27 protein-coding genes are annotated in these 25,111 nt (G+C 62.5%); 13 read left to right on the top strand and 14 right to left on the bottom strand.

From position 1 onward, the window contains the following. Positions 1 to 79 precede the first annotated feature (79 nt). The 3 genes from Q0D44_RS14085 to Q0D44_RS14075 all read left to right on the top strand — a co-directional run bounded on the left by Q0D44_RS14085 (position 80) and on the right by Q0D44_RS14075 (position 2,465). The gene (locus Q0D44_RS14085) at positions 80 to 802 is read left to right on the top strand and encodes a TetR family transcriptional regulator (protein WP_294137236.1); all 723 of its coding nucleotides are present in this window, start codon (positions 80 to 82) and stop codon (positions 800 to 802) included. Between the two features lie 74 nt (positions 803 to 876). Continuing rightward, positions 877 to 1,674: an SDR family oxidoreductase gene (locus Q0D44_RS14080; protein WP_294137234.1), complete on the top strand. Its 798-nt coding sequence runs from the start codon at positions 877 to 879 to the stop codon at positions 1,672 to 1,674. Continuing rightward, positions 1,671 to 2,465 (top strand): TIM barrel protein, encoded by a 795-nt coding sequence (locus Q0D44_RS14075; RefSeq protein WP_294137232.1) that lies wholly within the window; start codon positions 1,671 to 1,673, stop codon positions 2,463 to 2,465. Before Q0D44_RS14080 ends, Q0D44_RS14075 begins: the two co-directional genes overlap by 4 nt. Positions 2,466 to 2,474: 9 nt before the next feature. Here Q0D44_RS14075 and Q0D44_RS14070 read toward each other — a convergent pair whose 3' ends face one another. The 8 genes from Q0D44_RS14070 to Q0D44_RS14035 all read right to left on the bottom strand — a co-directional run bounded on the left by Q0D44_RS14070 (position 2,475) and on the right by Q0D44_RS14035 (position 10,778). Next, complete coding sequence (locus Q0D44_RS14070; protein ID WP_294137231.1) at positions 2,475 to 3,494, bottom strand: hypothetical protein; 1,020 nt, start codon at positions 3,492 to 3,494, stop codon at positions 2,475 to 2,477. Positions 3,495 to 3,584: 90 nt separating this feature from the next. Further along, the gene (locus tag Q0D44_RS14065) at positions 3,585 to 3,998 is read right to left on the bottom strand and encodes a GFA family protein (protein ID WP_294137229.1); all 414 of its coding nucleotides are present in this window, start codon (positions 3,996 to 3,998) and stop codon (positions 3,585 to 3,587) included. Between the two features lie 2 nt (positions 3,999 to 4,000). Then, a complete protein-coding gene (locus Q0D44_RS14060; protein ID WP_294137228.1) occupies positions 4,001 to 4,846 on the bottom strand; it encodes a MoxR family ATPase in 846 nt (281 codons plus the stop codon). 85 nt (positions 4,847 to 4,931) lie between these two features. Continuing rightward, a complete protein-coding gene (locus tag Q0D44_RS14055; protein ID WP_294137227.1) occupies positions 4,932 to 5,612 on the bottom strand; it encodes a hypothetical protein in 681 nt (226 codons plus the stop codon). Between the two features lie 141 nt (positions 5,613 to 5,753). Further along, positions 5,754 to 7,808 carry an RNA polymerase sigma factor RpoD gene (gene rpoD / locus Q0D44_RS14050; protein ID WP_294137225.1) on the bottom strand — a complete coding sequence of 685 codons (2,055 nt, stop codon included), beginning with the start codon at positions 7,806 to 7,808 and terminating at the stop codon, positions 5,754 to 5,756. A gap of 77 nt (positions 7,809 to 7,885) precedes the next feature. Further along, entirely contained in the window at positions 7,886 to 9,787 is a 1,902-nt protein-coding gene (dnaG, locus tag Q0D44_RS14045) for a DNA primase (protein WP_294137223.1), read from the bottom strand. After that, positions 9,784 to 10,191: a GIY-YIG nuclease family protein gene (locus tag Q0D44_RS14040; protein ID WP_294137221.1), complete on the bottom strand. Its 408-nt coding sequence runs from the start codon at positions 10,189 to 10,191 to the stop codon at positions 9,784 to 9,786. The genes dnaG and Q0D44_RS14040 overlap by 4 nt, the downstream gene beginning before the upstream one ends. Positions 10,192 to 10,325: 134 nt before the next feature. Further along, positions 10,326 to 10,778, bottom strand: a complete 453-nt coding sequence (locus tag Q0D44_RS14035) for a GatB/YqeY domain-containing protein (protein WP_294137220.1) — start codon at positions 10,776 to 10,778, stop codon at positions 10,326 to 10,328. Between the two features lie 157 nt (positions 10,779 to 10,935). Between Q0D44_RS14035 and carA the strand changes: the two genes are divergently transcribed. From carA to Q0D44_RS14005, 6 genes are all read left to right on the top strand, one after another. Beyond that, complete coding sequence (carA, locus tag Q0D44_RS14030; protein ID WP_294137218.1) at positions 10,936 to 12,198, top strand: glutamine-hydrolyzing carbamoyl-phosphate synthase small subunit; 1,263 nt, start codon at positions 10,936 to 10,938, stop codon at positions 12,196 to 12,198. Next, a complete protein-coding gene (locus Q0D44_RS14025; RefSeq protein ID WP_006963288.1) occupies positions 12,195 to 12,563 on the top strand; it encodes a ribonuclease E inhibitor RraB in 369 nt (122 codons plus the stop codon). The genes carA and Q0D44_RS14025 overlap by 4 nt, the downstream gene beginning before the upstream one ends. Positions 12,564 to 12,639: 76 nt before the next feature. Next, entirely contained in the window at positions 12,640 to 13,041 is a 402-nt protein-coding gene (locus tag Q0D44_RS14020; protein WP_294137216.1) for a hypothetical protein, read from the top strand. Next, positions 13,041 to 16,376: a carbamoyl-phosphate synthase large subunit gene (gene carB, locus Q0D44_RS14015; RefSeq protein WP_294137214.1), complete on the top strand. Its 3,336-nt coding sequence runs from the start codon at positions 13,041 to 13,043 to the stop codon at positions 16,374 to 16,376. Before Q0D44_RS14020 ends, carB begins: the two co-directional genes overlap by 1 nt. An 80-nt stretch (positions 16,377 to 16,456) precedes the next feature. Then, positions 16,457 to 16,933 (top strand): transcription elongation factor GreA, encoded by a 477-nt coding sequence (gene greA / locus Q0D44_RS14010; protein WP_006963282.1) that lies wholly within the window; start codon positions 16,457 to 16,459, stop codon positions 16,931 to 16,933. A 23-nt stretch (positions 16,934 to 16,956) separates the two neighbouring features. Continuing rightward, the gene (locus tag Q0D44_RS14005) at positions 16,957 to 17,595 is read left to right on the top strand and encodes a rhomboid family intramembrane serine protease (RefSeq protein WP_119744290.1); all 639 of its coding nucleotides are present in this window, start codon (positions 16,957 to 16,959) and stop codon (positions 17,593 to 17,595) included. A 4-nt stretch (positions 17,596 to 17,599) separates the two neighbouring features. On the opposite strand, the gene Q0D44_RS14000 is transcribed toward Q0D44_RS14005, so the two are convergent. The 5 genes from Q0D44_RS14000 to Q0D44_RS13980 all read right to left on the bottom strand — a co-directional run bounded on the left by Q0D44_RS14000 (position 17,600) and on the right by Q0D44_RS13980 (position 19,880). Continuing rightward, positions 17,600 to 17,821 (bottom strand): DUF4170 domain-containing protein, encoded by a 222-nt coding sequence (locus Q0D44_RS14000; RefSeq protein ID WP_294137210.1) that lies wholly within the window; start codon positions 17,819 to 17,821, stop codon positions 17,600 to 17,602. Between the two features lie 105 nt (positions 17,822 to 17,926). Then, on the bottom strand, positions 17,927 to 18,481 hold the full coding sequence (locus Q0D44_RS13995; protein ID WP_294137329.1) for a hypothetical protein: 555 nt from the start codon (positions 18,479 to 18,481) through the stop codon (positions 17,927 to 17,929). After that, complete coding sequence (locus Q0D44_RS13990; RefSeq protein ID WP_294137209.1) at positions 18,474 to 18,797, bottom strand: hypothetical protein; 324 nt, start codon at positions 18,795 to 18,797, stop codon at positions 18,474 to 18,476. Before Q0D44_RS13990 ends, Q0D44_RS13995 begins: the two co-directional genes overlap by 8 nt. Continuing rightward, entirely contained in the window at positions 18,794 to 19,183 is a 390-nt protein-coding gene (locus tag Q0D44_RS13985; protein ID WP_119744286.1) for a phage holin family protein, read from the bottom strand. The genes Q0D44_RS13990 and Q0D44_RS13985 overlap by 4 nt, the downstream gene beginning before the upstream one ends. Before the next feature lie 40 nt (positions 19,184 to 19,223). Beyond that, the gene (locus Q0D44_RS13980) at positions 19,224 to 19,880 is read right to left on the bottom strand and encodes a hypothetical protein (protein WP_294137208.1); all 657 of its coding nucleotides are present in this window, start codon (positions 19,878 to 19,880) and stop codon (positions 19,224 to 19,226) included. 231 nt (positions 19,881 to 20,111) lie between these two features. Here Q0D44_RS13980 and eno point away from each other — a divergent pair, with 231 nt between their 5' ends. The 4 genes from eno (at position 20,112) to Q0D44_RS13960 (ending at position 24,433) form a co-directional block, all read left to right on the top strand. Further along, entirely contained in the window at positions 20,112 to 21,386 is a 1,275-nt protein-coding gene (gene eno, locus Q0D44_RS13975) for a phosphopyruvate hydratase (protein WP_294137207.1), read from the top strand. A gap of 78 nt (positions 21,387 to 21,464) precedes the next feature. Continuing rightward, positions 21,465 to 21,776, top strand: a complete 312-nt coding sequence (locus tag Q0D44_RS13970) for a septum formation initiator family protein (RefSeq protein WP_294137206.1) — start codon at positions 21,465 to 21,467, stop codon at positions 21,774 to 21,776. 228 nt (positions 21,777 to 22,004) lie between these two features. After that, complete coding sequence (gene pdhA / locus Q0D44_RS13965; RefSeq protein WP_119744282.1) at positions 22,005 to 23,081, top strand: pyruvate dehydrogenase (acetyl-transferring) E1 component subunit alpha; 1,077 nt, start codon at positions 22,005 to 22,007, stop codon at positions 23,079 to 23,081. Then, on the top strand, positions 23,081 to 24,433 hold the full coding sequence (locus Q0D44_RS13960; protein WP_294137204.1) for a pyruvate dehydrogenase complex E1 component subunit beta: 1,353 nt from the start codon (positions 23,081 to 23,083) through the stop codon (positions 24,431 to 24,433). Before pdhA ends, Q0D44_RS13960 begins: the two co-directional genes overlap by 1 nt. A gap of 57 nt (positions 24,434 to 24,490) precedes the next feature. Here the strand turns inward: Q0D44_RS13960 and Q0D44_RS13955 are convergent, their stop codons facing one another. After that, positions 24,491 to 25,087: a hypothetical protein gene (locus tag Q0D44_RS13955; RefSeq protein WP_294137203.1), complete on the bottom strand. Its 597-nt coding sequence runs from the start codon at positions 25,085 to 25,087 to the stop codon at positions 24,491 to 24,493. Positions 25,088 to 25,111: the final 24 nt, after the last annotated feature.

The following is a 25,111-nucleotide window of genomic DNA, read 5'->3' as shown; positions in this document are numbered from 1 at the left end:
TCTCGTTTATTATTTGAACGATCGACTAAATATATCGGCGCGGCTTGTCGCCTGTCAATTCGTCGGGCATAGGTCTGAAATGGGCGGAAATACGTTAAAACTAGCGGAAACGTCAGGTGCTGAGACAGGTGCCAAAGCCTCGCCAAAGCCCGACCGTCGCCGTGCGCCGGAGACCGCAGCCCGCATCCTCGACGCCGCCGAGTCGCTCTTTTCGCAGCGCGGTTTCTACGGCGTCTCGCTGCGCGACATCGCCACCGAGGCGGGGGTTCAGGTCGCGCTGACCCATTATCATTTCGGGTCGAAGGATGACCTTTTCCGCGCCGTGATCGACCGCCGGGCGGGCGAACATGCCGACGGCATGACCCAGGCGCTGGCGCAGGCAGTGACGCTGGATGGCAGCCGCACCGACCGCCGCCGCGCCATCATCCGGGCCTTCATCACCCCGATCGTCGATCGATCGATGCGCGGCGGGCCGGGCTGGAAAAATTATATCCGGCTGATGGCCCTTGTCGCCAACCTGCCGCAGGGGGAGGCGTTTGTTTCCCCCTTCCGCCAGCATTTCGACGATCTGATCGCCGCCTATGTCCACGCCCTTCACGCGCTCCACCCGGAAATGAACGAAGGCGACGTCCATTGGTGCTTCTTCTTTTTTCAGGCGATGACCACGCATATATTGGTCGAAAGCGGGATGCTCGACCGGCAATCGGGCGGGCGTTTCAGCTCCAGCGATCTGGACGCCATGGTCGACCGGCTGGTCGATTTCGTCGCGGCGGGCTTCACCGGGTTGGGTGCGGATGCCTAGCACAAAGCCGAGTTGGCCCCCGGCGTTAATCCCTTCATCCAGGCAACAAAGAAGCTGCGTTGAGGGAGGATGATATGGCGCGTCTGCAAGGCAAGACGGCATTGGTGGTCGGCGCGGCTGGCAAGGACAATATGGGCCAGACCATCGCCCGCCGCTTCGCTGCCGAAGGCGCGCGCGTCGCCCTTGCCGGGCGCAGGATCGACGCCATGCAGTCTCTGGCTGACGAGATTGGCGGCGTCGCCATCCCCGGCGACATGACCGATCGCGCCAGCATCTTCGCCATGGTCGATGCCGCCGAACAGGCGCTGGGTGGCATCGACATTGCCGTCAACGCCACCGGCTGGGGGCTGCTCAAACCTTTCCTCGAAACGACGCAGGACGAACTGGACGCCATGTATGCGCTGCAACTGCGCGGGCCGTTCCAGCTGGCGCAGGCGCTGATTCCGGCGATGGAGCGGCGCGGCGGCGGATCGATCATCCAGATCAGCTCCGCGACCGCGACGATCATGTTCCATGACCATGCCGCCTATATGGCGACCAAGGCCGGGACAGATCATATGATCCGCACCGTCGCCAATGAATTTGGCCATCTGGGCATCCGCGCCAACAGCGTGTCGCCCGGCCTCACCGAAACCCCGATGACAGCCGATGCCGCCGCCGTGCCCGGCCTGATGGAGGCGTTCAAAAAAGGCTATCCACTGGGGCGCTACGGCACGTCGGCAGATATCGCGGCCAGCTGCGTATTCCTGGCCAGTGACGAATGTTTCATGACCGGCCAGAATCTCCAGGTGAGCGGTGGCCTGACCCTGCGCGCCAATCCGAGCAAGGCGGACATAGAGGCATCGGTCGCCGCCGCCATGGCCGCGGGGTGAGGCGCAACCCGATCGCCATGGCGTCGGGCATCATGCCCGAAGCAAGCCCGCTGCAACTGGTCGAGGCAGCGGCGCGGGCGGGCTTCGACTATGGCGGCATGTGGTATGATGCGGCGACCTGGTCCCCGGCAACGACGCGCGCGGTGCGCGCCGCGTTGCGGGACAGCGGGCTGCCGCTGATCGACATGGAAGTGGTGTGGATCAAGCCCGGTCCGCCTGATCCCGATCATGATCGACTGGTCGATGTCGCGCTGGAACTGGGCGCGCGCAATGTCCTGTGCGTCAGCAGCGATCCCGATGCCGGCGCGACGGCTGCAAAACTGGCCGCCTTGGCCGAGCAGGCGGGCGATGGCCTGCGCATCAATCTGGAATTCGGCCTGTTCACGCAGGTCAAAACCATCGCGCAGGCCAGCGCCATCCTGCGCCGGATAAGTCATCCCGCCATGGCGCTGCTGATTGATGCGCTGCACTGGCGACGGTCGGGTGGCACGTTGGCGGATATTGCCGCCGTGCCGCCGAGCTGGCTTAGCTATGTCCAGCTCTGTGACGCCCCCGATCCCGGCGCGGACCCGAACGATCCCGCCGCGATCCTGACCGAAGCGATCGACGGTCGCATGGCAATGGGGCAGGGCGGTCTGCCGCTATCGGCGCTCTGTGAAGCGTTGCCGCCGGGCATTCCGATCGCGATAGAAGAACGATCGAAGGCGTTGCGCGACGCCTATCCCGATCTTGACGCCCGTGCCGCCCGGATGCTGGCGACGACCCGTCAGTGGATCGCCGCACAAAGCTGATGCCGCGCGTCAGTGGCGCACCATCGTGACGACACCATTGGCGGCATAGGCGGCGGTCGCTTCGACCTTGGCGGTTTGCGGGTCTTTGCCGTCCAGGATCGCGGCGATCTGGCGCGGGCTGGGGACGCGGTCATAGATGCCATAGAGGTCGGTCTGCCCGACCATATGGATCGACAGCTTGTAACCCTTGCCGTGGGCGGCCGGATCAAACGCCAGCACCGTGCCGCTGTCATCCACCGGCACGATGATCGCGCCGTCGCTGCGCCCGGCCTGCTGGAGCATGTCATAGCTGCCATCGGCGGTGGCCACCGTGCCGCGCACGCACAGCGCGTCCTTGCCCTCACGCGGGATGCGCACATCCTGCGGAGCGGCGGTCGCAGCGTCGTCCTTCGTCAGGCGCGCATCATGGGTGTCGGCTGCGGGACAGCTGTCGAACCTGGCAGGCCCGGTCGTGTGAAGCGATGCCGGATCATCCACTGCCAGCCCCGCCAGCATCCCGTCCAGCCCCGCCAGCACCTCGGCCCGGCGTTCGGTTGGCCCGGTGACCCGGATCTTGACGATCCAGCGCCCGGCATGGACGAAGCCCGCCGCCGTGGTCAGCGCGCCATCGGCGGCATCGTCATAGACGGCGCGGATCGCGCTGTCGGCCTTGCCCGCCACCGGCGCGCTGGCATAGGCGGTGCGCCGTGTGCGCGATCCGAACCGTTCCATGATCGCCTTGTCGGTCATATAGGCGGCCAGCGATGCGTCGGCATAGGTTGGCAGATAGACGTAGAGCGTCGCTTGGATCGTGCCATCGTCCGAGAGATATTGCGCATAATTATCCACCGCGCGCCCGCCATTGGAAGCCTCGCCGCTCTTGGTCAGCGACAGGCTGGCGATCGTCTGTGGCAAGCTGATCCCTGCCGTGGTGGCGCGGATCGCGGTCTCGGTAGGCGTCCAGGCCTCAGCGTCGTCCGCAGCATAGGCGCACATAGGTGCGGCTAGGGACAGGATCGCAGAAACCAGGAATAACGCGCGCTTCGGCATGGCATCCCTCTCCAGAACAGACCATCTTGGCGCGGCCTTGAACTATGACAGTGACGCTACAGACAAAGCGCGTGCGCGCAAGAGCCTAATTCAGGCGACTGGCGGGATTTGCGCCGGATAGTGCGGCAGGTCGGGATCATGATGCGCCCAGGCGGGGGCTGCATCGGTCCAGATCACCGCCTGCGGCCCGATCAGGCCCGGATCATCCAGCGCACCGGCCCGGATGATCGTCTGGTGCGGGCGCGATTCGGCCATGCTGAAAATCGGCGTGCCACATTGCGGGCAAAAGCCGCGCCGCATCGCATTGCCGCTGTCGGCGATGCTGGCGTGCCAGCGGACCTCGCCCGTTGTCGTGACGGCATCGGTCGGAAACACGACATTCACCGTCCCCGATCCTGCGCCCAGATATTGGCACAGGCGACACCAGCATTGGCGCGCGGTGATCGGTTCCGCGTCGATCGTGATGCGGACGGCCCCGCACAGACATCCGCCCTCATGCGCCATCGTCAGCGCCCCTGCCGCCGCGCCATGAAGGCCAGCCGCTCGAACATCATCACATCCTGCTCATTCTTGAGCAGCGCGCCATGCAGCGGCGGGATTGCCTTGGTCGGATCGCTGTTCTGAAGGACGTCGAGCGGCATATCTTCATTGAGCAGCAGCTTGAGCCAGTCGAGCAACTCGCTGGTCGAGGGCTTTTTCTTGAGGCCCGGCACGTCGCGAATCTCGTAGAAAATATCCATCGCCTTGCTGACGAGTATCTTCTGGATGCCAGGGAAATGGACGTCGACAATCGCCTGCATCGTCTCGCGATCGGGGAATTTGATATAGTGGAAGAAGCAGCGGCGCAGGAAGGCGTCGGGCAATTCCTTCTCATTGTTCGACGTGATGATGACGATGGGGCGGTCCTTCGCCGCGATCGTCTCGCCCGTCTCGTAAACATGGAACGCCATGCGATCGAGTTCCTGCAACAGGTCGTTGGGAAATTCGATGTCGGCCTTGTCGATCTCGTCGATCAGCAGCACGGGCAAAGTGGGGCAGGTGAACGCCTCCCACAGCTTGCCCTTGCGGATATAGTTGGAAATGTCGTGGACGCGCTCGTCGCCCAACTGGCCGTCGCGCAGGCGGGCGACGGCGTCATACTCATACAGACCCTGATGCGCCTTGGTCGTGGACTTGACGTTCCATTCGATCAGCGGCGCGCCGAGCGCCGTCGCAATCTCCTGCGCCAGCACGGTCTTGCCCGTCCCCGGTTCCCCCTTCACCACCAGCGGGCGGCGCAGCAGCACCGCGGCATTGACCGCGACCTTCAGGTCGTCGGTGGCGACATAATCCTGGGTGCCTTCAAAACGCATATTTCTGGTCCGCCTTGCTGTCCTGCTTTCGGACTAGGCAAAGCGGGGCAGGGACGCAAGCCGCGTCGGCGTTATCGGTGAGGGGTCAGAGCTGACGCGCACGCACGTCGGCGCGGGCGGCGAGCAGATCCCACAGGCCGCGATGCTGGTTCAGCAACTGGCGCGCGCCAAACTGGATTGCCCGGTCCACCACATCATCGCCGCCGATCGCACGCGCGACCTCCAGCGTGGCGGTACGGTCGGGCAGGGTGCAGCGATGCGGCTCCAGCCCCGCGCGGATCGCCGCCATGTCCAGAATATGGCGCACCGCGCGCCAGTCCAGCACCAGCGCCATCGCTGCGCCCATGGCGCAGCCGCGCCGGTCGGACTGGGCGAGCATGTCGAGCGCATGGCGTTGCTGCCCGACGGTGGTTTCGCAATCGGCCTGGCCCGCCGTGCTGGGGGCAGGGCCGACGGCAACGGAAACCTGGGTCAGATAGGCGCGTTCGGTGGCAAAGGAATCGGCCGCCTCGATCAGCCAGGCACGGGCGGCATTGTCGGCCGATCGGGTGGCTGCATGATCGATCACACCGGGATGGCGGCCATGAAGCAGGCAAAGATAATAGGCACCATCGGCAAGGTCGCCCAGCGACAGCAGCGAATCGCGCGCCACGCTGGCACCCGCCCGATTGGCATAGGCATGGGCCGCCGTGCCATCGGCAGCGACCAGCGCCTCCAATATCCGCGATATGTCGCCAAATTGATAGCGTGGTGCCGCTTCGCTCATATGCCATTTCCTATCAACCCCGGTCCGCCAGCGGGGATTTGACGGTCAAGCTAGGGCAACGGGGTAAAGGAGCGGTTTACGGACGAGAAAAAAGGGCGGCCTGTGCAGACCGCCCTTTGATAATCACCGATAAGCCGCAGCTTACTGGTCGAGGAAACTGCGCATCTTGCGGCTGCGGCTTGGGTGCTTGAGCTTGCGCAGCGCCTTGGCCTCGATCTGGCGGATGCGTTCGCGGGTCACGCTGAACTGCTGGCCCACTTCCTCCAGCGTATGGTCGGTATTCATGCCGATGCCAAAGCGCATCCGCAGCACGCGCTCCTCGCGCGGCGTCAGTGACGCCAGCACGCGGGTGACGGTTTCCTTCAGGTTCGCCTGAATCGCGGCGTCCACCGGGATGATCGCATTCTTGTCCTCGATGAAGTCGCCCAGATGGCTGTCCTCCTCGTCGCCGATCGGCGTTTCGAGGGAGATCGGCTCCTTGGCGATCTTCATCACCTTGCGCACCTTCTCCAGCGGCATGGAGAGGCGCTCGGCCATCTCCTCCGGGGTCGGTTCGCGGCCCTGCTCGTGCAGGAACTGGCGGCTGGTGCGCACCAGCTTGTTGATCGTCTCGATCATATGGACCGGAATACGGATGGTCCGCGCCTGATCGGCGATCGACCGGGTAATAGCCTGCCGGATCCACCAGGTCGCATAGGTGCTGAACTTGTAGCCGCGGCGATATTCGAACTTATCGACCGCCTTCATCAGGCCGATATTGCCTTCCTGAATAAGATCAAGGAATTGCAGGCCACGGTTCGTATATTTTTTAGCGATGGAGATGACCAGGCGCAGGTTCGCCTCGACCATTTCCTTCTTGGCGATCCGTGCCTCGCGCTCGCCCTTCTGCACCATGTTGACGATGCGGCGGAATTCGCTGAGCGACATGCCGGTCGCCTGCGCGATTTCGCTGACTTCAGTGCGGATGCGCTCCACCGCGCGCCCTTCGGCAGCGACGAAGGCGGTCCATTTCTTGTCGAGGCCCGCGACCCGGTCCATCCAGCCATCGTCCAGCTCATGGTTCACATAGCGGTCGAGGAAATCCTTGCGCGGCACCTTGTGCCGTTCGGCCAGACGCAGCATCTGCCCGCCCAGCGCGGTCAGGCGTCGGTTATAGGCATAGAGCTGATCGACCAGATATTCGATCTTCTGCTGGTGGAACTGCACGCTTTCGACCTGCGCGGTCAGGCTTTCGCGCAGCTCGTGATAGCTGTCCTCTTGCGCCTGGCTCAGCGCGTCGCCATTGCCCATGGCCAACATGCGCGCGGCCTGGATGCTCGAAAAGGCGCGGAAAATCTCCGTGATGGTCGCAAACTTCTCCAGCGCCATCGGCTTGAGCGTTTCTTCCATCTGGGCGAGGGAGAGGGTATTGTCCTCCTCCTCTTCCTCTTCGACCCGGCGGGGGCGGCGTTCGTTGCCGTCCTCATCCTCGTCGGCGTCGGCAGACTCCTCTTCAGGCTCCTCCTCTTCCTTGAAGCTGGGACCGGCGGTCTTTTCGCTTATCTCGCCATCGTCATCCTCGGCGCCTTCCTCCAGGCTTTCAGGCGCTGGGTCCTTGGACAGCATCGCGTCGAGATCGAGGATCTCGCGCAGCTGCATTTCGCCATTGTTGAGCGCGGTCGACCATTCGATGATCGCGTTGAAGGTCGTCGGGCTTTCGCACAGCCCCAGGATCATCGTGTCGCGGCCAGCCTCGATCCGCTTGGCGATGGCGATTTCGCCCTCACGGCTGAGCAGTTCCACCGCGCCCATTTCGCGCAGATACATGCGAACGGGATCGTCGGTGCGATCGACCGTTTCCTTCTTCTTCTCGGTGATCAGCCGGGGCGAGCCGTCATCGTCCTCCGCCGCCTCATTGGCGTCGTCATTATCATCCTCGCGCTGCTGGTCCTCACCATCATCGCTGGCTTCTTCATTTTCGACGATGTTGACGCCCATGTCGTTGAGCGCGGACATGACATCTTCGATCTGCTCGGAGGACATCTGGTCCTGCGGCAGGGCGTTGTTCAGCTCGTCATAGGTGATGTAGCCGCGCTTCTTGGCACGGGCGAGCAGCTTCTTGACCGAGGCTTCGTTGAGGTCGAGCAGGGGGGCATCGCCGCCTTCATCCCCGCCATCGCCCGCACCCGCACTTTTGCTGTTCGCCTTGGTCGCCATTTATTCGCCTTAACTCCGCCGCTTCCTCTTGCGAAAGCGATCATATAAATCCCTCGTTCCATATCGGAACGACCATCTCATTCAATGTCGTCGGACTGCGCCAGTTCCGCCAGGCGGCTTTCATGATCCATTTTCAGTCGATGGACCCGTTGCTGCTCGGCATAGCTTTCCTCGTTGAGGTCATCCCTCGCCCGTCTCGTCGCCTCCGCCAGCGCAGCGTCCAGCTCCGGTCCCTGCGCCATCACCCGAATGGCCTCTTCCAGATCGCGGGTCACGCGATCGGCGTCGGTTATCATCCTGTGGGGGGTGAATGTGAACGTGTCGGCCCGAAGCATCCCCTTCGCCATATTATACACTTCACCTGGCCCCAATATGGTAAGGAGGCCATCAGTTTCAACTGTTTCTTTGCGAAAGGAAGCAGCAATCATCGCGGCGAGCAGCTGACCCAGCGCCCGATCGGCCACATGCAGGCTCGCCAGAGTCTCGCGGTGGCGGACAATCTGGTCGGGATGGCGCAGCAAACTGGCCAGAATCGCGCGGAGCAGCCGCTGTTCCATGCCGGTCGCACCGATCGCGCGCGCTTCCTGTCCGACCGGGGCGATCGGCGCTTTCCAATTGCCCTTCTTGTCGCGTTGCCACCGCCCTGCATTGTTGGTGCCTTGCCCGCGCGGGGCGCTGTTGAAGGCGGGGCGCGCGAAGAACAGCGCATCATAGCGTTCGCGAAACGCATGGGCATAATGGGCGCGCACGTCGGCATGGCCAATCGCCTCGGTGATCGCGGCCAGCCTTTGCTTGAGCGCGGCCTTCTGCTCCGGCGTGTCGAGCGGGGCGACGCTCTGTTCATGGCTCCACAGCCGATCGACCAGCGGCTGCGCGGCGTTCAGGAGGGCGTCCATGGCCGCTGGCCCTTCGGCGCGGATCAGATCGTCTGGGTCTTTCCCCGCCGGCAGCGTCGCAAAGGCCAGGCTATGGCCGGGGCGCAGCAGGGGCAGGGCGCGGATCGCCGCGCGGATCGCCGCCTTCTGCCCCGCCGAATCGCCATCGAAGCACAGGATCGGCACCTCGACCATCTTCCACAATCGCTCGATCTGATGCTCGGTCAGCGCGGTTCCCAGCGGCGCGACCGCATCGCCAAAGCCCGCCTGCGCCAGCGCGATTACGTCCATATAGCCTTCGACCACGATCACCCGGCCCGTATTGCGGCTGGCGGGGGAGGCGCGGTCGATATTGTAGAGCGTGCGTCCCTTGTCGAACAAAGGCGTGTCGGGGGAATTGAGATATTTCGGCTCTCCCGCGCCCAAAATCCGCCCGCCAAAAGCGATCACCCGCCCGCGAATGTCCCGGATCGGCAGCATCAGTCGGCCACGGAAACGGTCGTATGTGTCGCGCTTTTTGGTTTTACCGCCATCCGGCTCGGCACCGTCTGGGTTGATCAGGAGGCCCGCTTCAACGAGCATCGGCTCGCCAAATTCCTTGAGCGCAGCTTTCAGCCGCCCGCGTCCATCGGGCGAATAACCAAAGCCGAAGGTCCGCCGCGTCGCATCGCTGATCCCGCGCTTGCCCAGATAAGCCCGCGCCTCCGCGCCGTCGATCCCGCCCAGCTGCTCCTCAAAAAAGCTTTGCGCCGCTGCCATGGCATCATGCAGCCCCTTGGCCGCCTCCGCCCGCTGCGCCGCACGCGGATCGGGCGCAGGGACATCCATCCCCGCCGCCTGCGCCAATTCCTTGACCGCCTCCATGAAGGGCAGGCCGCGCTGGTCGGTCATCCAGCGGATCGCATCGCCATGCGCCCCGCAGCCGAAACAGTGGTAAAACCCCTTCTCGTCGTTGATGGTGAAGCTGGGCGTTTTCTCGTTATGGAACGGGCAGCACGCCTTATACTCGCGCCCGGCCTTCTGCACCTTCACGGTACGCCCGATCAGCGTGGACAGCGACGTGCGCGCACGCAATTCGTCGAGAAAGGCGGGTGTTAGGCTCAAAATCTCCCCTCCGGCGGCACTTCACCACCGCCGTTCGTTTCGAGCGAAGTCGAGAAACCCGCACGCGGCATTTGCGGTTTCTCGACTTCGCTCGAAACGAACGGGGTATGGGCCGGATTTCGCTCACGCGGTGGTCTGGCGAAGTGCGACACCAATGACCAGTTCCCGGCGATCAGCGCCTCTTTCTTGGCACGCGACCAGCCGCCGATGATCTGCTCCGCTTCCAATGCCTCGATCCGCGTGCCGAAAGTTTCGCTCCAGACCAGCACCACCGGACGACGTTTTCGCGTGAAGGCGCTGCCTTCACCGCATTGATGCTGGCCGATGCGCTGATCGAGATTGTCGGTATGGCCGGTATAATATCGACCGTCAGAGCATTTGAGCATGTAGGTCCAGAAAGCCATGTGCGGAATATGCCTGAACCAGTCCGAGTGTCGAGCGTCACGCCTTTCGTTTCTCGACTTCGCTCGAAACGAACGGAGGTTGTGCGGGTGACCCCTCCCGCAAGCGGGTGGGGAACCACAAGCGCCAGTTCAGTTCAGCTAAGCGCCGCCTTCACCAGCGCGCTGGCCTTGCTCATGTCCATCACCTGGCCGTGCCGTTCTTTCAGCACTGCCATCACCTTGCCCATATCCTTGACGCTCGCCGCGCCGACCTCGGCCTTGATCCCCTCGATCGCTGCCTTGGTCTCATCCTCGCTCAGCTGTTGCGGCAGGAAGCTTTCGATCACTTCCAGCTCGCTCTGTTCCTTGGCCGCCAGTTCGTCGCGCCCGCCGCTCTTGAACATGTCGATCGATTCGCGACGCTGCTTGACCATTTTCTGCAGCACTTCGACCACCACCACATCGTCGTCCGGCACATTGCTGGCCACGCGCAGTTCGATGTCGCGGTCCTTCAGCTTGGCCATGATCAGGCGCACGGCGGCCAGGCGTTCCTTATCGCCCGCCTTCATGGCTGTGATCTGGGCGCTCTTGATGGTATCGCGAATCATGGCGAAGCGAATCCTGTTTTTATCGGGAAAGAAGTAGATATAACGCCAAAAGAGATTTTTAACAGGCGTTGACCGCGACGCCGCACAGGCATAGGTGACCGGCCGTTTAACCCGCACCAGACGGGACCCCGCAAAAGCAAAAAAGGACCACCCGACCATGGCTGACGCCAAGACCCTCATTGTGCCTAAAGGAGCGACAGGGGTATTGGTTTTTGCCGATGGTTCCGCCGTATTCGGCCGTGGTTTTGGCGCTGTGGGCGAAGCGGTGGGCGAACTCTGTTTCAACACCGCGATCACCGGCTATCAGGAAATCATGACCGACCCCAGCTATGCAGGCCAGGTCGTGACCTTCACCTTCCCCCATATCGGCAATGTCGGCACCAATGCCGACGATGTCGAGGCGGACACGCCCTTCGCGCTGGGCTGCGTGGTGCGCCAGGACGTGACGGAGCCGAGCAATTTCCGCAACGTCCAGCCATTCGACGAGTGGATGCGCGACCATGGCCGCATCGGCCTGTCAGGCGTCGATACCCGCGCGCTGACCCGCATGATCCGCGAAAAGGGCGCGCCCAACATCGTCATCGCCCATAATCCCGACGGCAAGTTCGACATAGCCGCGCTGGCCGCCAAGGCTGCCGCCTGGCCGGGCTTGGAGGGCATGGACCTCGCCATCGAAGTCACGGGCAAGGACAGTCGGTTGTGGGAAGGCGGACCATGGACGCTGGGCGTGGGCTATTCTTCTCCCCTCCCGCTTGCGGGAGGGGTCGGGGGAGGGGCTGTTACAGCCGACACCCCGGACATGCCCTCCCCTAACCCCTCCCGCAAGCGGGAGGGGGATGATAGCCGCCCCCATGTCGTCGCGATCGATTATGGCGCGAAGAACAATATCTTCCGCAACCTGGTAAAGGCCGGCGCGCGCGTCACCGTGCTGCCCGCCACTGCGACCTTTGATCAGGTGTCGGCGCTTGGCCCCGACGGCGTGTTCCTTTCCAACGGTCCGGGCGATCCCGCCGCGACCGGCGCTTACGCCGTGCCGGTGATCCGGCAGGTGCTGGACGCGGACATTCCTGTGTTCGGCATCTGCCTCGGCCACCAGTTGCTCGGTCTGGCTGTGGGCGCAAAAACCATCAAGATGCATCAGGGCCATCGCGGCGCGAACCATCCGGTCAAGCGGCTGGAGGACGGGCTGGTCGAAATCACCAGCATGAACCACGGCTTTGCGGTTGATGCCGCCACGCTCCCCGCCAATGTGCGCGCGACCCATGTCTCGCTGTTCGACGGCAGCAATTGCGGCATTGCGCTGACCGACAAAAACGCCTTCTCGGTCCAGTATCACCCCGAAGCCTCGCCCGGCCCGCAGGACAGTTTCTACCTGTTCCAGCGCTTCGTCGATGGCCTTAAAAAAGCGGTGGCGGCATGAGTATCAAACTGCCCCCCGTCGATGAAGCGCGCCTGGCCGCCGAATGGGAAGCGGACCGCGAAGTCCTCGCCAACCTCGCCGCCAATGGCGACAAGGCCATGATCCCGCGCGCGGTGGACGTCAGCTTCAAGGGCAATGACAAGGATTTCGACCGCGTCCTGGAAATCGCCAGCCAGTTCGGCATGGTCGAACTCGACCGCGAAGAAGATGAGGATGGCGACCTGTTCCTGTTCCTGGAATGCGAACAGGCGGTAGATGAGGCGTCGATCCGCGCGTTGACGAAGAAATGTTTGCAGATCGAGATATTGTGCGGCGTGGAATATGACGGTTGGGGGTGCGAGGCTCGGACGGGGGCGGTGCATTGAGTACGATCACGAGCCCGACGTATTCGTATATGGTCTCTGTTGCTTGTCTATTTTGTCGGACAAAGGAATGGAGCCAGTGAAGCCAACCGCCGTTCGATTTCGCGAAGAAAGCAAAGCGCTTTTCCTACTGTTGGGATATGAAGCGCTTGCTGAAGGTCGGCACGTCGTTTCTGTGGATGGTAAAGCGCCGACAGGGCAGAAGGTGCCAACAACCATTTTGCTGGCAACGTGGGAGCGATCAGGTTGGGGACGCGCTCTTTTTGAAGATGATGGGTATACAACACATGCCGGTTTTGAGTTTTCAGCAAAAGGCTTGCGCCGGGTCAAAATTTTGCGAATTCAACATTATTTCCTACACATCTTAGGCATCACAAGACGCCAGGGGCTCAACATTGTAGTTGCGATTACAAGCCTCATCGCTGCTGTCGCAGCCTGCGCGTCAGCTTATTTTTCATATTTAGCATTGAGCGCCAAATAATGCCCAAACGCACCGACATCTCCTCCATCCTCATTATCGGCGCTGGTCCGATCATCATCGGCCAGGCGTGTGAGTTCGATTATTCGGGCACGCAGGCGGTGAAGGCGTTGAAAGAGGAGGGCTATCGCATCATCCTGGTCAATTCCAATCCGGCCACGATCATGACCGACCCGGAATTTGCCGACGCCACCTATGTCGAGCCGATCACGCCCGAAATCGTGGCGAAGATCATCGAGAAGGAGCGGCCGGACGCGGTGCTGCCGACGATGGGCGGGCAGACCGCGCTCAACACCGCGCTGGCCCTGTTCAATGACGGCACGCTGGAGAAGTACGGCGTCCAGATGATCGGCGCGGACGCTGAAGCTATCGACAAGGCGGAGGACCGGATCAAGTTCCGCGACGCCATGGACAAGATCGGGCTGGAATCCGCCCGTTCGCGCATCGCCCACTCCATGGAGGAGGCGCTGGAGGCGCTGGAATTTACCGGGCTTCCTTCCATCATCCGCCCCAGCTTCACCATGGGCGGCACCGGCGGCGGCATCGCCTATAATCGCGACGAGTTCATGACCATCGTGCGCGGTGGCCTGGACGCATCGCCCACCACCGAAGTGCTGATCGAGGAATCGCTGCTCGGCTGGAAAGAATATGAGATGGAGGTCGTGCGGGATCGCAACGACAATTGCATCATCATCTGCTCGATCGAAAATGTCGATCCGATGGGCGTCCATACCGGGGACAGCATCACCGTTGCGCCGGCGCTGACGCTGACCGACAAGGAATATCAGATCATGCGCAACGCATCCATTGCGGTGCTGCGTGAAATCGGCGTCGAAACAGGCGGTTCCAACGTACAGTTCGCGGTCAATCCCAAGGATGGCCGCCTGATCGTGATCGAGATGAACCCGCGCGTGTCGCGCTCTTCGGCGCTCGCATCCAAGGCCACCGGCTTCCCGATCGCCAAGGTCGCGGCCAAGCTGGCGGTGGGCTATACGCTCGACGAAATCACCAACGACATTACAGGCGCGACGCCTGCCAGCTTCGAGCCGACCATCGACTATGTCGTGACCAAGATCCCGCGCTTCGCGTTCGAAAAGTTCAAGGGCGCAGAGCCTTTGCTCGGCACCGCGATGAAGTCGGTCGGCGAAGTCATGGCGATTGGCCGCAATATCCATGAATCGATGCAGAAGGCGCTGCGCGGTCTGGAAACCGGTCTGTGCGGCTTCAACGATGTCGATCATCTGGTAGACGCGCCCAAGGATGACATCATCGCCGCTTTGTCGCAGCCCACGCCCGACCGGTTGCTGGTCGCCGCGCAGGCGTTGCGCGAAGGGCTGACCGTTGCGGAAATCCACAATATCGCCAAGTTCGACCCCTGGTTCCTCGAACGGATCAAGGAGATTGTCGAGGCGGAGGGCGAAGTCATCGAAAATGGCCTGCCGCGCGATGCGGACGGGATGCGTCGTCTCAAATCTATGGGCTTTTCCGACAAGCGCCTCGCCTATCTCGCGCTCAAATCCGCCAATCTGCGCGGCATGGAACGCGGCATCGCGCGCGGGTCAGGCCTGATCCACGAGGCGGTCAAGGCGATGACCGGCGGCGTGACCGAAGATGAGGTGCGCGCGCTGCGCCACAAGCTTGGCGTGCGCCCGGTATTCAAGCGCATCGACACCTGCGCCGCCGAGTTTGAGGCGAAAACGCCCTATATGTATTCGACCTATGAAGCGCCGATCTTCGGGCAGGCGGAAAATGAATCCGCGCCGACCGATCGCGAAAAGGTCGTGATCCTGGGCGGCGGGCCGAACCGGATCGGGCAGGGGATCGAGTTCGACTATTGCTGTGTCCACGCCTGCTTTGCACTGAGCGACGTTGGCTATGAAACCATCATGGTCAACTGCAACCCGGAAACCGTGTCCACCGACTATGACACGTCCGACCGCCTCTATTTCGAGCCGCTGACCGCCGAGGATGTGCTGGAAATCCTCGACATCGAAAAGTCGAACGGGACATTGAAGGGCGTCATCGTCCAGTTTGGTGGCCAGACGCCGCTCAAGCTGGCGCAGGCGCTGGAGGATGCGGGCATCCCGATCCTGGGCACGTCGCCCGACGCCATTGACCTGGCCGAAGATCGCGAGCGTTTCGCCGCGCTGATCGACAAGCTCAAGCTGCGCCAGCCCGACAATGGCATTGCCCGCAGCCGCGAGGAGGCGATCGCGGTTGCCAACCGCATCGGCTATCCCGTCCTCATGCGCCCCAGCTATGTGCTGGGTGGCCGGGCGATGGAGATTGTCGACGGGCAGGCGCAACTGGAAGAATATATCACCACCGCCGTTCTGGTATCGGGCGAATCGCCCGTGTTGATCGACCAATATCTGCGCGACGCGATCGAGGTCGATGTCGATGCGCTGTGCGATGGCGTCGATGTCGTTGTGGCGGGCGTGTTGCAGCATATCGAGGAAGCCGGCGTCCATTCGGGCGACAGCGCCTGCTCGTTGCCGCCCTATAGCCTGAGCAATGATATCATCGCGGAAATCGAACGGCAGACCGAAATTTTGGCGCACGCCCTGTCGGTCCGCGGCCTGATGAACATCCAGTTCGCGGTCAAGGATGGCACCGTCTATCTGATCGAGGTCAACCCGCGCGCCAGCCGCACCGTCCCCTTCGTCGCCAAGGCGATTGGTACGCCCATCGCCAAGATCGCGGCGCGGGTGATGGCGGGCGAGATGCTCGAAAACCTGCCCGTGATCGACCGCAACGCGATCAACCATGTCGCGGTCAAGGAAGCGGTATTCCCCTTCGGTCGCTTCCCCGGCGTCGATCCGGTCCTCTCACCGGAAATGAAAAGCACCGGTGAAGTCATGGGAATCGATAGCGATTTCGCGACCGCCTTTGCCAAGGCACAGATCGGGGCAGGCACCATGCTGCCGACCAGCGGCACGGTGTTCATATCCTTGAAGGATGGTGACAAGCAGGTCATCCTGCCCGCTGCCAAGAAGCTGGCCGCCATGGGTTTCCGCATCATCGCGACCGGCGGCACCGCCACCTTCCTGGCCGATAATGGCCTGGCGGTGGAAACGGTCAACAAGGTGGCGCAGGGTCGTCCGCACATTGTCGATCGGATCACAGACGGCGACGTGCAGCTGATCTTCAACACCACCGAAGGCTGGCAGTCCCTCAAGGACAGCAAGGCGATCCGCACATCGGCTCTACGGGCGAAGATTGCCAGTTTCACCACGGCCGCTGCCAGCGTCGCCGCTGCTGACGCGATCGAGGCTTTACGGGACCATCCCCTTGAAGTGCGGTCGCTCCAGTCCTATTATCCCCTGTCGCAAGCCTGATCCCCTGCACAAGGACACACGCTGCGGGTGGCACCATGTTGGTCGCCGCCAAAGGGAAGTTTTGACGAAGGATTTGCATAATGGCGACCGTTGAGAAGATGCCGATGTTGCAGATGGGCTATGACAAGCTCATGACGCAGCTCCGCGAACTCAAGGCTGAACGGCCATTGATCGTTGACGCCATCGAAGAAGCGCGGGCACATGGCGACCTGTCCGAAAATGCCGAATATCACGCCGCCAAGGAACGGCAGGGCCAGGTCGAAGCGACCATCTCCGATCTGGAGGACAAGCTGTCGCGCGCGCAGATCATCGATCCCAAGAGCCTGTCGGGCGACAAGATCGTGTTCGGCGCGACTGTCACCTTGCTTGATGAGGATGACAAGCCGGTCAAATATCAGATCGTGGGTCAGGCCGAAGCCGATGCGAAGCTTGGCATGATTTCCTATAACAGCCCGCTTGGCCGCGCGCTGATCGGTCGCACGGTGGGCGAGGATGTGGAAGTGTCGGTCCCGGCGGGCGACAAATTCTACCAGGTCGAAAAAATCGCCTTCATCTGACCGTGAAATTACCCGCAGGCAGGATGACCAACGGGATTGCGGCGATCACTTTCGTCGCATTTCTGCTGCTCCATTTCACTGGCCGCACCGATGACGCCGCCATCATTGGCGGCTTCATCCCGGCGCGGATTGGCGACCCTGCTCTGCTGGAGGGCATGGCGGCGGTCCCGGCCTGGCTGACGCCGCTCAGCTGCGCGCTGATCCACGCGGGCTGGCTGCATATCGGCTTCAACCTGCTGATGCTGGTCTTTTGCGGGCGGCAGGTCGAACAGGTGCTGGGGAAGGGGGGTACGCTCTGCCTTTACCTCGTCGGCGCTTATGGTGCCTGCGCCGCGCAATGGGCGATAGACCCCGGATCGACCAATCCGATGGTTGGCGCCAGCGGCGCGATCTCGGCGATCATGGCGACCTATGCCTTGCTCTACAGTCAGCAGACGGTGCGCCGCATCGGGCCGCTATCGGCCAACATCGTTCGCCTGCTCTGGCTGGCGGCGGCGTGGATTGGCTTGCAACTGATGATCGGCATCGCGACCGCTGGTGGTCTGGGCGATCTGGGCCAGATCGCCATCGCTGCCCATATTGGCGGTTTTCTGGTGGGGCTGGTGCTGACGCGCCCGCTGCTGCGCTGGCGTTTCCGCAAACCGCCCCAGCCCCTGAACTAAATTATCAAGCGGACGGCAGGTCCGGTTCCAGCAGTCGGTGCAGATGCACGATGACATAGCGCATTTCCGCGTCATCGACCGTCCGCTGTGCCGCGCTGCGCCACGCCTTTTCGGCCGACGCATAGTCAGGGAACACGCCGACCAGATCGACCTTGCTCAGGTCCTGAAATTCCAGTGTCTGTGGATCGGTAACGCGACCGCCCATCACCAGATGCATTTTGCTCATGGTGTTATCTTATCCTCGCTTGGGTGAACGCTGACCCTAGCAGCGGTGCAGCGTCCATCCAAGGGGGAGCAAGGCAGCAACTGCGTGCTTTTCCCGCCGTTGCGATTAGTTTTTCGGCAATCGCGCCTTGATCGCTTCGGCCAGGGCGTCGATCTTGGTGGTGACCATTGCCACCACGTCTTCTGTGATGTGCGATGCCTTGGCGGGCAGGTCGCTCGACGCGGCTGTCTTGCGTGCCGTGGCGGCCAGATCGCTGGCACCCTGCTTGATCGTTTCCGCGCCATCCGATGCCGCCGACCGCGCAGCCAGCGCTGCCTCGACCAGCCGCGCACCGGCGGTGCTGGCGAGGCCCGGCAGGGCTTTCATCGCTGCGCGGCTCTTGGGGAACATCCATGCGATCACTGCGCCAGCAGCGACTGCACCAGCGACAGCAACGACAGGATGCTCCTGCACAATCTGGTTGGCGCGCGCAGCGACCTTCTGCGTGCGGTCGCGTGCGTCGCCATAGGCTTCGCTTGCCTTTTCCCGGCTGGTCTGGATCAGCTCGCCCGCGCCTTCGCGCGCCTTTTCCGTGCCATCCTTGATCTTGTCCGTCGCGCTCGACGCGACATCATTCGCCGCTTCGCGGACGCGGCTCAGTTGGGCGCGAATATCAGCCATCATCAGTCTCCGAATGGTCGGGGTTTGTGTCGTCATTTTGAACGCCCAGCCGACCAAAAAGTGCCGCCAGCGGGCGACGGGCGAAGAAGAGGAGCAGCGCGACCCCAGCCGCGCCAACCATGGCTGGCCGCTGACGCGCGGTGGCGGCGGCATAGGCCATCCCGTCCATGGCAACGTCCACCACCTTGGCCGTGGCATCCTGCTTCAGCCGGGCGGGGGTGATACGCGCTTTTGCCGCCTGAGCGCTGGAAATCAGGCTTTGTTTCGCTGCCTCGGCCCGCGCCACAGCCTCTTGATAGCGCCCTGCACCGCTCATGGCGTAATCGCTTTCTTCATCCGGGAAATCCGCGCCTTCGCCAGCAGCAACAGGCCGATCGCCACCAGCAGGCTGGCGCCAAGCACTGCGAAGGTCGCCCAAAGCGGGCCAAGCTGTGGCGCCAGCGCGATGATCAGGCCGATCAGGAACGCGACCAGCGTGGCAAAGACCAGCATGATCGCAACCCCGGCAAAGATCGCCGCGTCGCGCACGCCTGCGCCGATCAGGCCCGCGCGCGCCTTCTGCTTGTCCGCTTCCGCCGCCGCATAGGCACGACCATCGGCATAGAGACGGGCAAAGACGTCGCGCACCGATTCATCGGGCGCGCTATCGTCCGGCCCGTCGGCGTGCGGCGTCACCGCCGTTTCCGCTGGCATCTCTGTCAAATCAACCTCCGCCGCGCTTGCCGCAGCTTTTGCGCAGATGTCAGGCGTCGCTGTCCGAACCCTTGGCCAGACGCATCAGCACGAAGCCGACCACTGCCGCCGCGCCGATCGCGACCGCCGGGCTTTTACGCACAAAGTCGCGCGCTTCGGTCATCAGCTGGTCGACATCCTTGCTGTCGAGCGAATCCGCCGCACCAGCGACCGATTCGGCCGCCTGCCGGGCATAGTCGCCATATTGCGGACCCAGCTTGGCATCGACCGTACCTGCCGTATCGGCGATCAGCTTGGCCAGGCTCTGCATGGCGGTGCCGGTCTTTTCCTTGGCGACGCCAGCGGCGGACTTGGCGGTTTTACCCGCCTGTTCCTTGATCGGGTCGATATGCGACTTCCAATCGACAGCGCCCAGCGCATCGGTCGCGGACTTGGCGGCTTGTTCCGCCTTCGCCTTGATCGGCGCAATCTGCGCGGCCCAGCCGGTGGAGGCTGCGCCATTGCCCGGCTTTTTGGCCGCCTTGGCCGCAGGAGCCTTGCGCGCGGGCGTTTTACGCACCGGGGTGGCCTTGACGGGCTTCACCGCAGGCACGCTGGCGGCGGTGGCTTCGACCGGCTTGGCCTTGCGCGGCCTGCCTACCGACTTCTTCGCTGCGCTTTTGTTCGCTGCGGTCTTGACGGGCGGGGTTTCGGGCGTGTCAGCCATGGTCCTAAGTCTCCCTTTCGGTTGCGCGGCTGGGGCGTGCGGCGCAGCAATTGATACTTTGGTCAAATGCTTTGCGGTCGCTCACAGTTCCGTAGCCGTTCCAATTTCGACCATCGGCATTTTTTCGGCCCATGCAAGCCCCTCTGCATTGCCAAGCACCGGGTCGCTGGCTAAGCGGAGCGCGAAAATAGGCGTCCTGCCGCAGCGCAGGCCATATTTCAGGGAGCGACCATGACCGCCATTCTCGACATTCACGCCCGCCAGATCTTCGACAGCCGTGGCAACCCCACCGTCGAAGTCGATGTCATGTTGGAGGATGGCAGCTTCGGCCGCGCCGCCGTGCCATCGGGCGCATCCACCGGTGCCTATGAAGCGGTGGAAAAGCGCGACGGCGACAAGTCGCGCTACATGGGCAAGGGCGTGCTGGGCGCAGTCGAGGCAGTCAATGTCCAGATCGCTGACGCGCTGGTCGGCTATGATGCCGAAGATCAGGGCGAAGTCGATGCCGCGATGATCGAACTCGACGGCACCGATAACAAGTCGAACCTGGGTGCGAACGCGATCCTGGGCGTCAGCCTGGCGGTGGCGAAGGCCGCGGCGGACGCACGCGGGCTGCCGCTCTATCGCTATGTCGGCGGCGTGTCGTCGCATGTCCTGCCGGTGCCGATGATGAACATCATCAATGGCGGCGAACATGCCGACAATCCGATCGACTTCCAGGAATTCATGATCATGCCGGTCGGTGCCGAAAGCATCGCGGACGCCGTGCGGATCGGCTCGGAAATCTTCCACACCTTGAAAAAGGGCCTGCATGACAAGGGTCTCGCGACCTCGGTCGGTGACGAGGGCGGCTTTGCCCCCAACATCGCCTCGACCCGCGACGCGCTCGACTTCATCATGCTGTCGGTCGAGAAGGCTGGCTACAAGCCGGGCGACGACGTCGTGCTGGCGCTCGATTGCGCCGCGACCGAATTTTTCAAAAACGGCAAATATGAGATTTCGGGCGAAGGCCTGTCGCTCAGCCCGGTCGAAATGGCCGATTATCTGGCTGCCCTGTGCGCCGACTATCCGATCAAGTCGATCGAGGACGGCATGAGCGAGGATGATTTTGAGGGCTGGAAGGCGCTGACCGACAAGATTGGCGGTTCGGTCCAGCTGGTCGGCGACGACCTGTTCGTGACCAATCCCAAGCGTCTGGCGATGGGCATCGACATGGGGCTGGCCAATTCGCTGCTGGTCAAGGTCAACCAGATCGGCACGCTCACCGAAACGCTGGCGGCGGTCAATATGGCGCACCGCGCGCGCTACACCGCCGTCATGTCGCATCGTTCGGGCGAGACCGAGGATGCGACCATCGCGGACCTGGCCGTCGCCACCAACTGCGGCCAGATCAAGACCGGTTCGCTGGCGCGCTCCGACCGGCTTGCCAAGTATAATCAGCTCATCCGTATCGAGGAAGAATTGGGCGACGTTGCCGTCTACGCCGGTCGCTCGATCTTCCGCTAAAATCCGTCAGGATTCGGTTGGCCGCAAGTTAACCATTTTTTACTTGCGGCCAGCCCCTCCCTGTGATTCATCTTGGCCATGGCGCATATCGCGAAGCTTCGTTCCCTTCTTTTCTCGGCCTTTGGCCCGGCGGTCGCGCTGCTGCTCCTGCTCGTCTTTGCCGGTTATGTCGTGCTGGGGTCGAACGGGGTGCTGGCGTGGGGCGACTATTCGCGTCAACTGCGCACGGCCAAGGCGGAACTGAAAACGACCAAGGCCGCGCAAGCAGAACTGCGCAACCGCGTCGAAGCGCTTGATCCCCGCCGCGTCGATCCCGATCTGGCCGACGAACTGATCCGCCGCCAGCTTGGCGTCATCCATCATGATGAAGTGATCGTTCCGCTCAACTGAGCATCGTGCGAAAAAGGGGTAACCGGTTTTTCGCCTGAAACGATGCGACAATAAAAAGTTGGAGCGCGCGACAGCCTCCCATTTGACGCAGCGCGCTCCGAGCCATCATATTTTTGCGCAGTCTATTGGTTCTGCCCGGATTCCGCGGGGTCCGCCGTTGCATTATTGGCGGTTCTGCCGCTATATCGCCATTCCTTCCATCCTACCCCACGCAAAAGGATAAGAGCCTTGGCGAAACCAACGACGCCGCGTCCTTCACGCGCAACGGCAAAGGCGGCTGCACCCGCTGCCGGCGCGGACCATAACCGGCCTCGCCCTGAAACTCCCACTGATTACAAGGCATCCAAGGAAGAGTTGCTGGAATTCTACCGGCAGATGGTCCTCATCCGCCGTTTCGAGGAAAAGGCCGGGCAGCTTTACGGCCTGGGTCTCATCGGTGGCTTCTGTCACCTCTATATCGGCCAGGAAGCGGTCGCGGTCGGCATCCAGTCGGCGCTCAAGCCCGGCAAGGACAGCGTTATCACCGGCTATCGCGACCATGGCCACATGCTGGCCTATGGTATCGACCCCAATGTCATCATGGCCGAACTGACGGGCCGTGAAGCGGGCATTTCCCGCGGCAAGGGCGGTTCGATGCATATGTTCAGCGTCGAACATAAATTTTTTGGCGGCCATGGTATTGTCGGCGCGCAGGTTTCGCTGGGCGCGGGCCTCGGCTTTGCCCACAAATATAATGGCGATGGCGGCGTATGCGTCGCCTATTTCGGCGACGGCGCGGCCAACCAGGGCCAGGTCTATGAATCCTTCAACATGGCCGAACTGTGGAAGCTCCCGATCATTTTCGTCATCGAAAATAATCAATACGCCATGGGCACCAGCGTCAACCGCTCATCAGCCGAGGACCAGCTCTATCGCCGTGGCGAAAGCTTCCGCATCCCGGGTATCCAGGTCAACGGTATGGATGTGCTGGCCGTGCGCGGCGCGACTGAGGAAGCCTTGAAATGGGTGCAGGGCGGCAATGGCCCGATCCTGCTGGAAATGAAAACCTACCGTTATCGCGGCCACTCCATGTCCGACCCGGCCAAATATCGGTCGCGTGAGGAAGTCCAGGCGATGCGCGACAAGTCCGACCCGATCGAAGGCGTCAAAGCCTATCTCGCCGCGCAAGGCGTGGGTGAGGATGAACTCAAGAAGATCGACCAGGACATCCGCAAGATCGTCAGCGAAGCGGCGGATTTCGCCGAAACCTCGCCTGAGCCGGACATGGCCGAACTCTATACAGACGTGCTGGTGGAGCAATATTAATGGGTATCGCAATCAAGATGCCGGCGCTCTCGCCGACGATGGAAGAGGGTACGCTGGCCAAGTGGCTGGTCAAGGAAGGCGATGACGTCCGTTCGGGCGACATCCTGGCCGAAATCGAAACCGACAAGGCGACGATGGAGTTCGAGGCGGTCGACGAAGGCAAGATCGGCAAGATCATGATCGCCGAAGGCACCGAAGGCGTGAAGGTCGGCACGGTCATCGCCGAAATGGCGGGCGAAGGTGGCGAAGAAGCTGCTCCTGCGCCGAAGGCCGCCGCGCCGGCCAAGGCCGAAGCCGCACCCGAAGCGCCGAAAAAGCCGGTTGCGGTCAAGGCGACCGTGGCTGATCCCAGCCTGCCTGCCGGCACCGAATATGTCAAAACCACGGTCCGCGAAGCGCTGCGCGACGCCATGGCCGAGGAAATGCGTAGCGACGAGCGCGTGTTCGTGATCGGCGAGGAAGTCGCCGAATATCAGGGCGCCTATAAGGTGACCCAGGGTCTGCTCGACGAATTTGGTGCCAAGCGGGTCATCGACACGCCGATCACCGAATATGGCTTTGCCGGTATCGGCACCGGCGCGGCGATGGGTGGTCTCCGCCCGATCGTCGAGTTCATGACGTTCAATTTCGCCATGCAGGCGATCGACCACATCATCAATTCGGCGGCCAAGACCAACTATATGTCGGGCGGCCAGATGCGTTGCCCGATCGTGTTTCGTGGTCCCAACGGCGCGGCCAGCCGCGTCGGCGCGCAGCATAGCCAGAATTACGCCCCCTGGTATGCTGCCGTCCCCGGCCTGATCGTCATCGCGCCCTATGACGCGGCTGATGCCAAGGGTCTGCTCAAGGCCGCGATCCGCAGCCAGGACCCGGTCGTATTCCTCGAAAACGAACTGCTCTACGGTCGCAGCTTCGACGTGCCCAAGGTCGATGATTATATCCTGCCGATCGGCAAGGCGCGGATCATGCGGTCGGGCAGCGACGTCACGCTGGTCAGCTACTCGATCGGCGTCGGCCTTGCGCTGGAAGCTGCCGAAACGCTGGCGGCAGAGGGCATCGACGCCGAAGTCATCGACCTGCGCACCTTGCGCCCGCTCGATACGGCAACGGTGCTGGAGAGCTTGAAAAAGACCAACCGCCTCGTCGTGGTCGAAGAAGGCTGGCCGACCTGCTCGATCGCGTCGGAAATCGCCGCCGTGGTCATGGAACAGGGCTTCGACGATCTCGACGCCCCGGTCCTGCGCGTCACCAATGAGGATGTGCCGCTGCCCTATGCCGCAAACCTTGAGAAGGCAGCCCTGATCGACGCCGCCCGCGTCGTCGCGGCGGCCAAGAAGGTCTGCTACAAATAGGTGTTCAGAAACGGGCAGCGGATCAACGCTGCCCGTTTCGTCATCTCTCGTGCCGGTCTATGCCGAGCAGGTCGAGGCCGTGACATTTTCCGTATTATAGACCGTCGTCAGGTCGCGACTGTCGCGGACGTTGAACGCCGACGTTTCGGTAATGTCGCTGAGCGGCAACCAGAAGAGCGGCATCAGTCGTTTGTAGCGATACCGGATTTCAACGAACATCACAGCGGTGCCAGCCGCGGCTTTCAACTGCTTGCCGGTCGGTCCCATGCCCGCGAACCCGGTGCCGGTGGCGCCGGTGCCCTGCGCGCCATAGGCTGAGGAATAGGCGACCGATCCAAAGCAGCGCTGCCACTTGATCGTTTGTCCGCCGTCGCTGTTCAATTGCAGACTGGACAGGATGATGCGGCTGTTGGCTGCCAGGTTCAGGCCCGATGCCTGAAGATCCGCGCCGATGAATACATCGTTGATTTCCGCTTCGCTGATCGGCTTGTTGTTGATCGCGCTCTGCGCACCCATGCGGGACGCATTGTCCGACACCATCACGCCCAGTTCGCCGACCCGCTTGACCGTGATGGCATAGTTGGTGAGTTCCAGCGCCGAGGTCGCCATGATCATCAGGAACGGCAGGACCATGGCGAATTCCACCAGTGCCATGCCGCTTTCACTGCGCCGCAGACG

This window comes from Sphingobium sp., from assembly GCA_023266575.1.
In the GTDB taxonomy this organism is placed as follows: domain Bacteria; phylum Pseudomonadota; class Alphaproteobacteria; order Sphingomonadales; family Sphingomonadaceae; genus Sphingobium.
The sequence above is the reverse complement of the archived record's forward strand: the minus strand, read 5'-3'. Positions and strand labels throughout refer to the sequence as shown.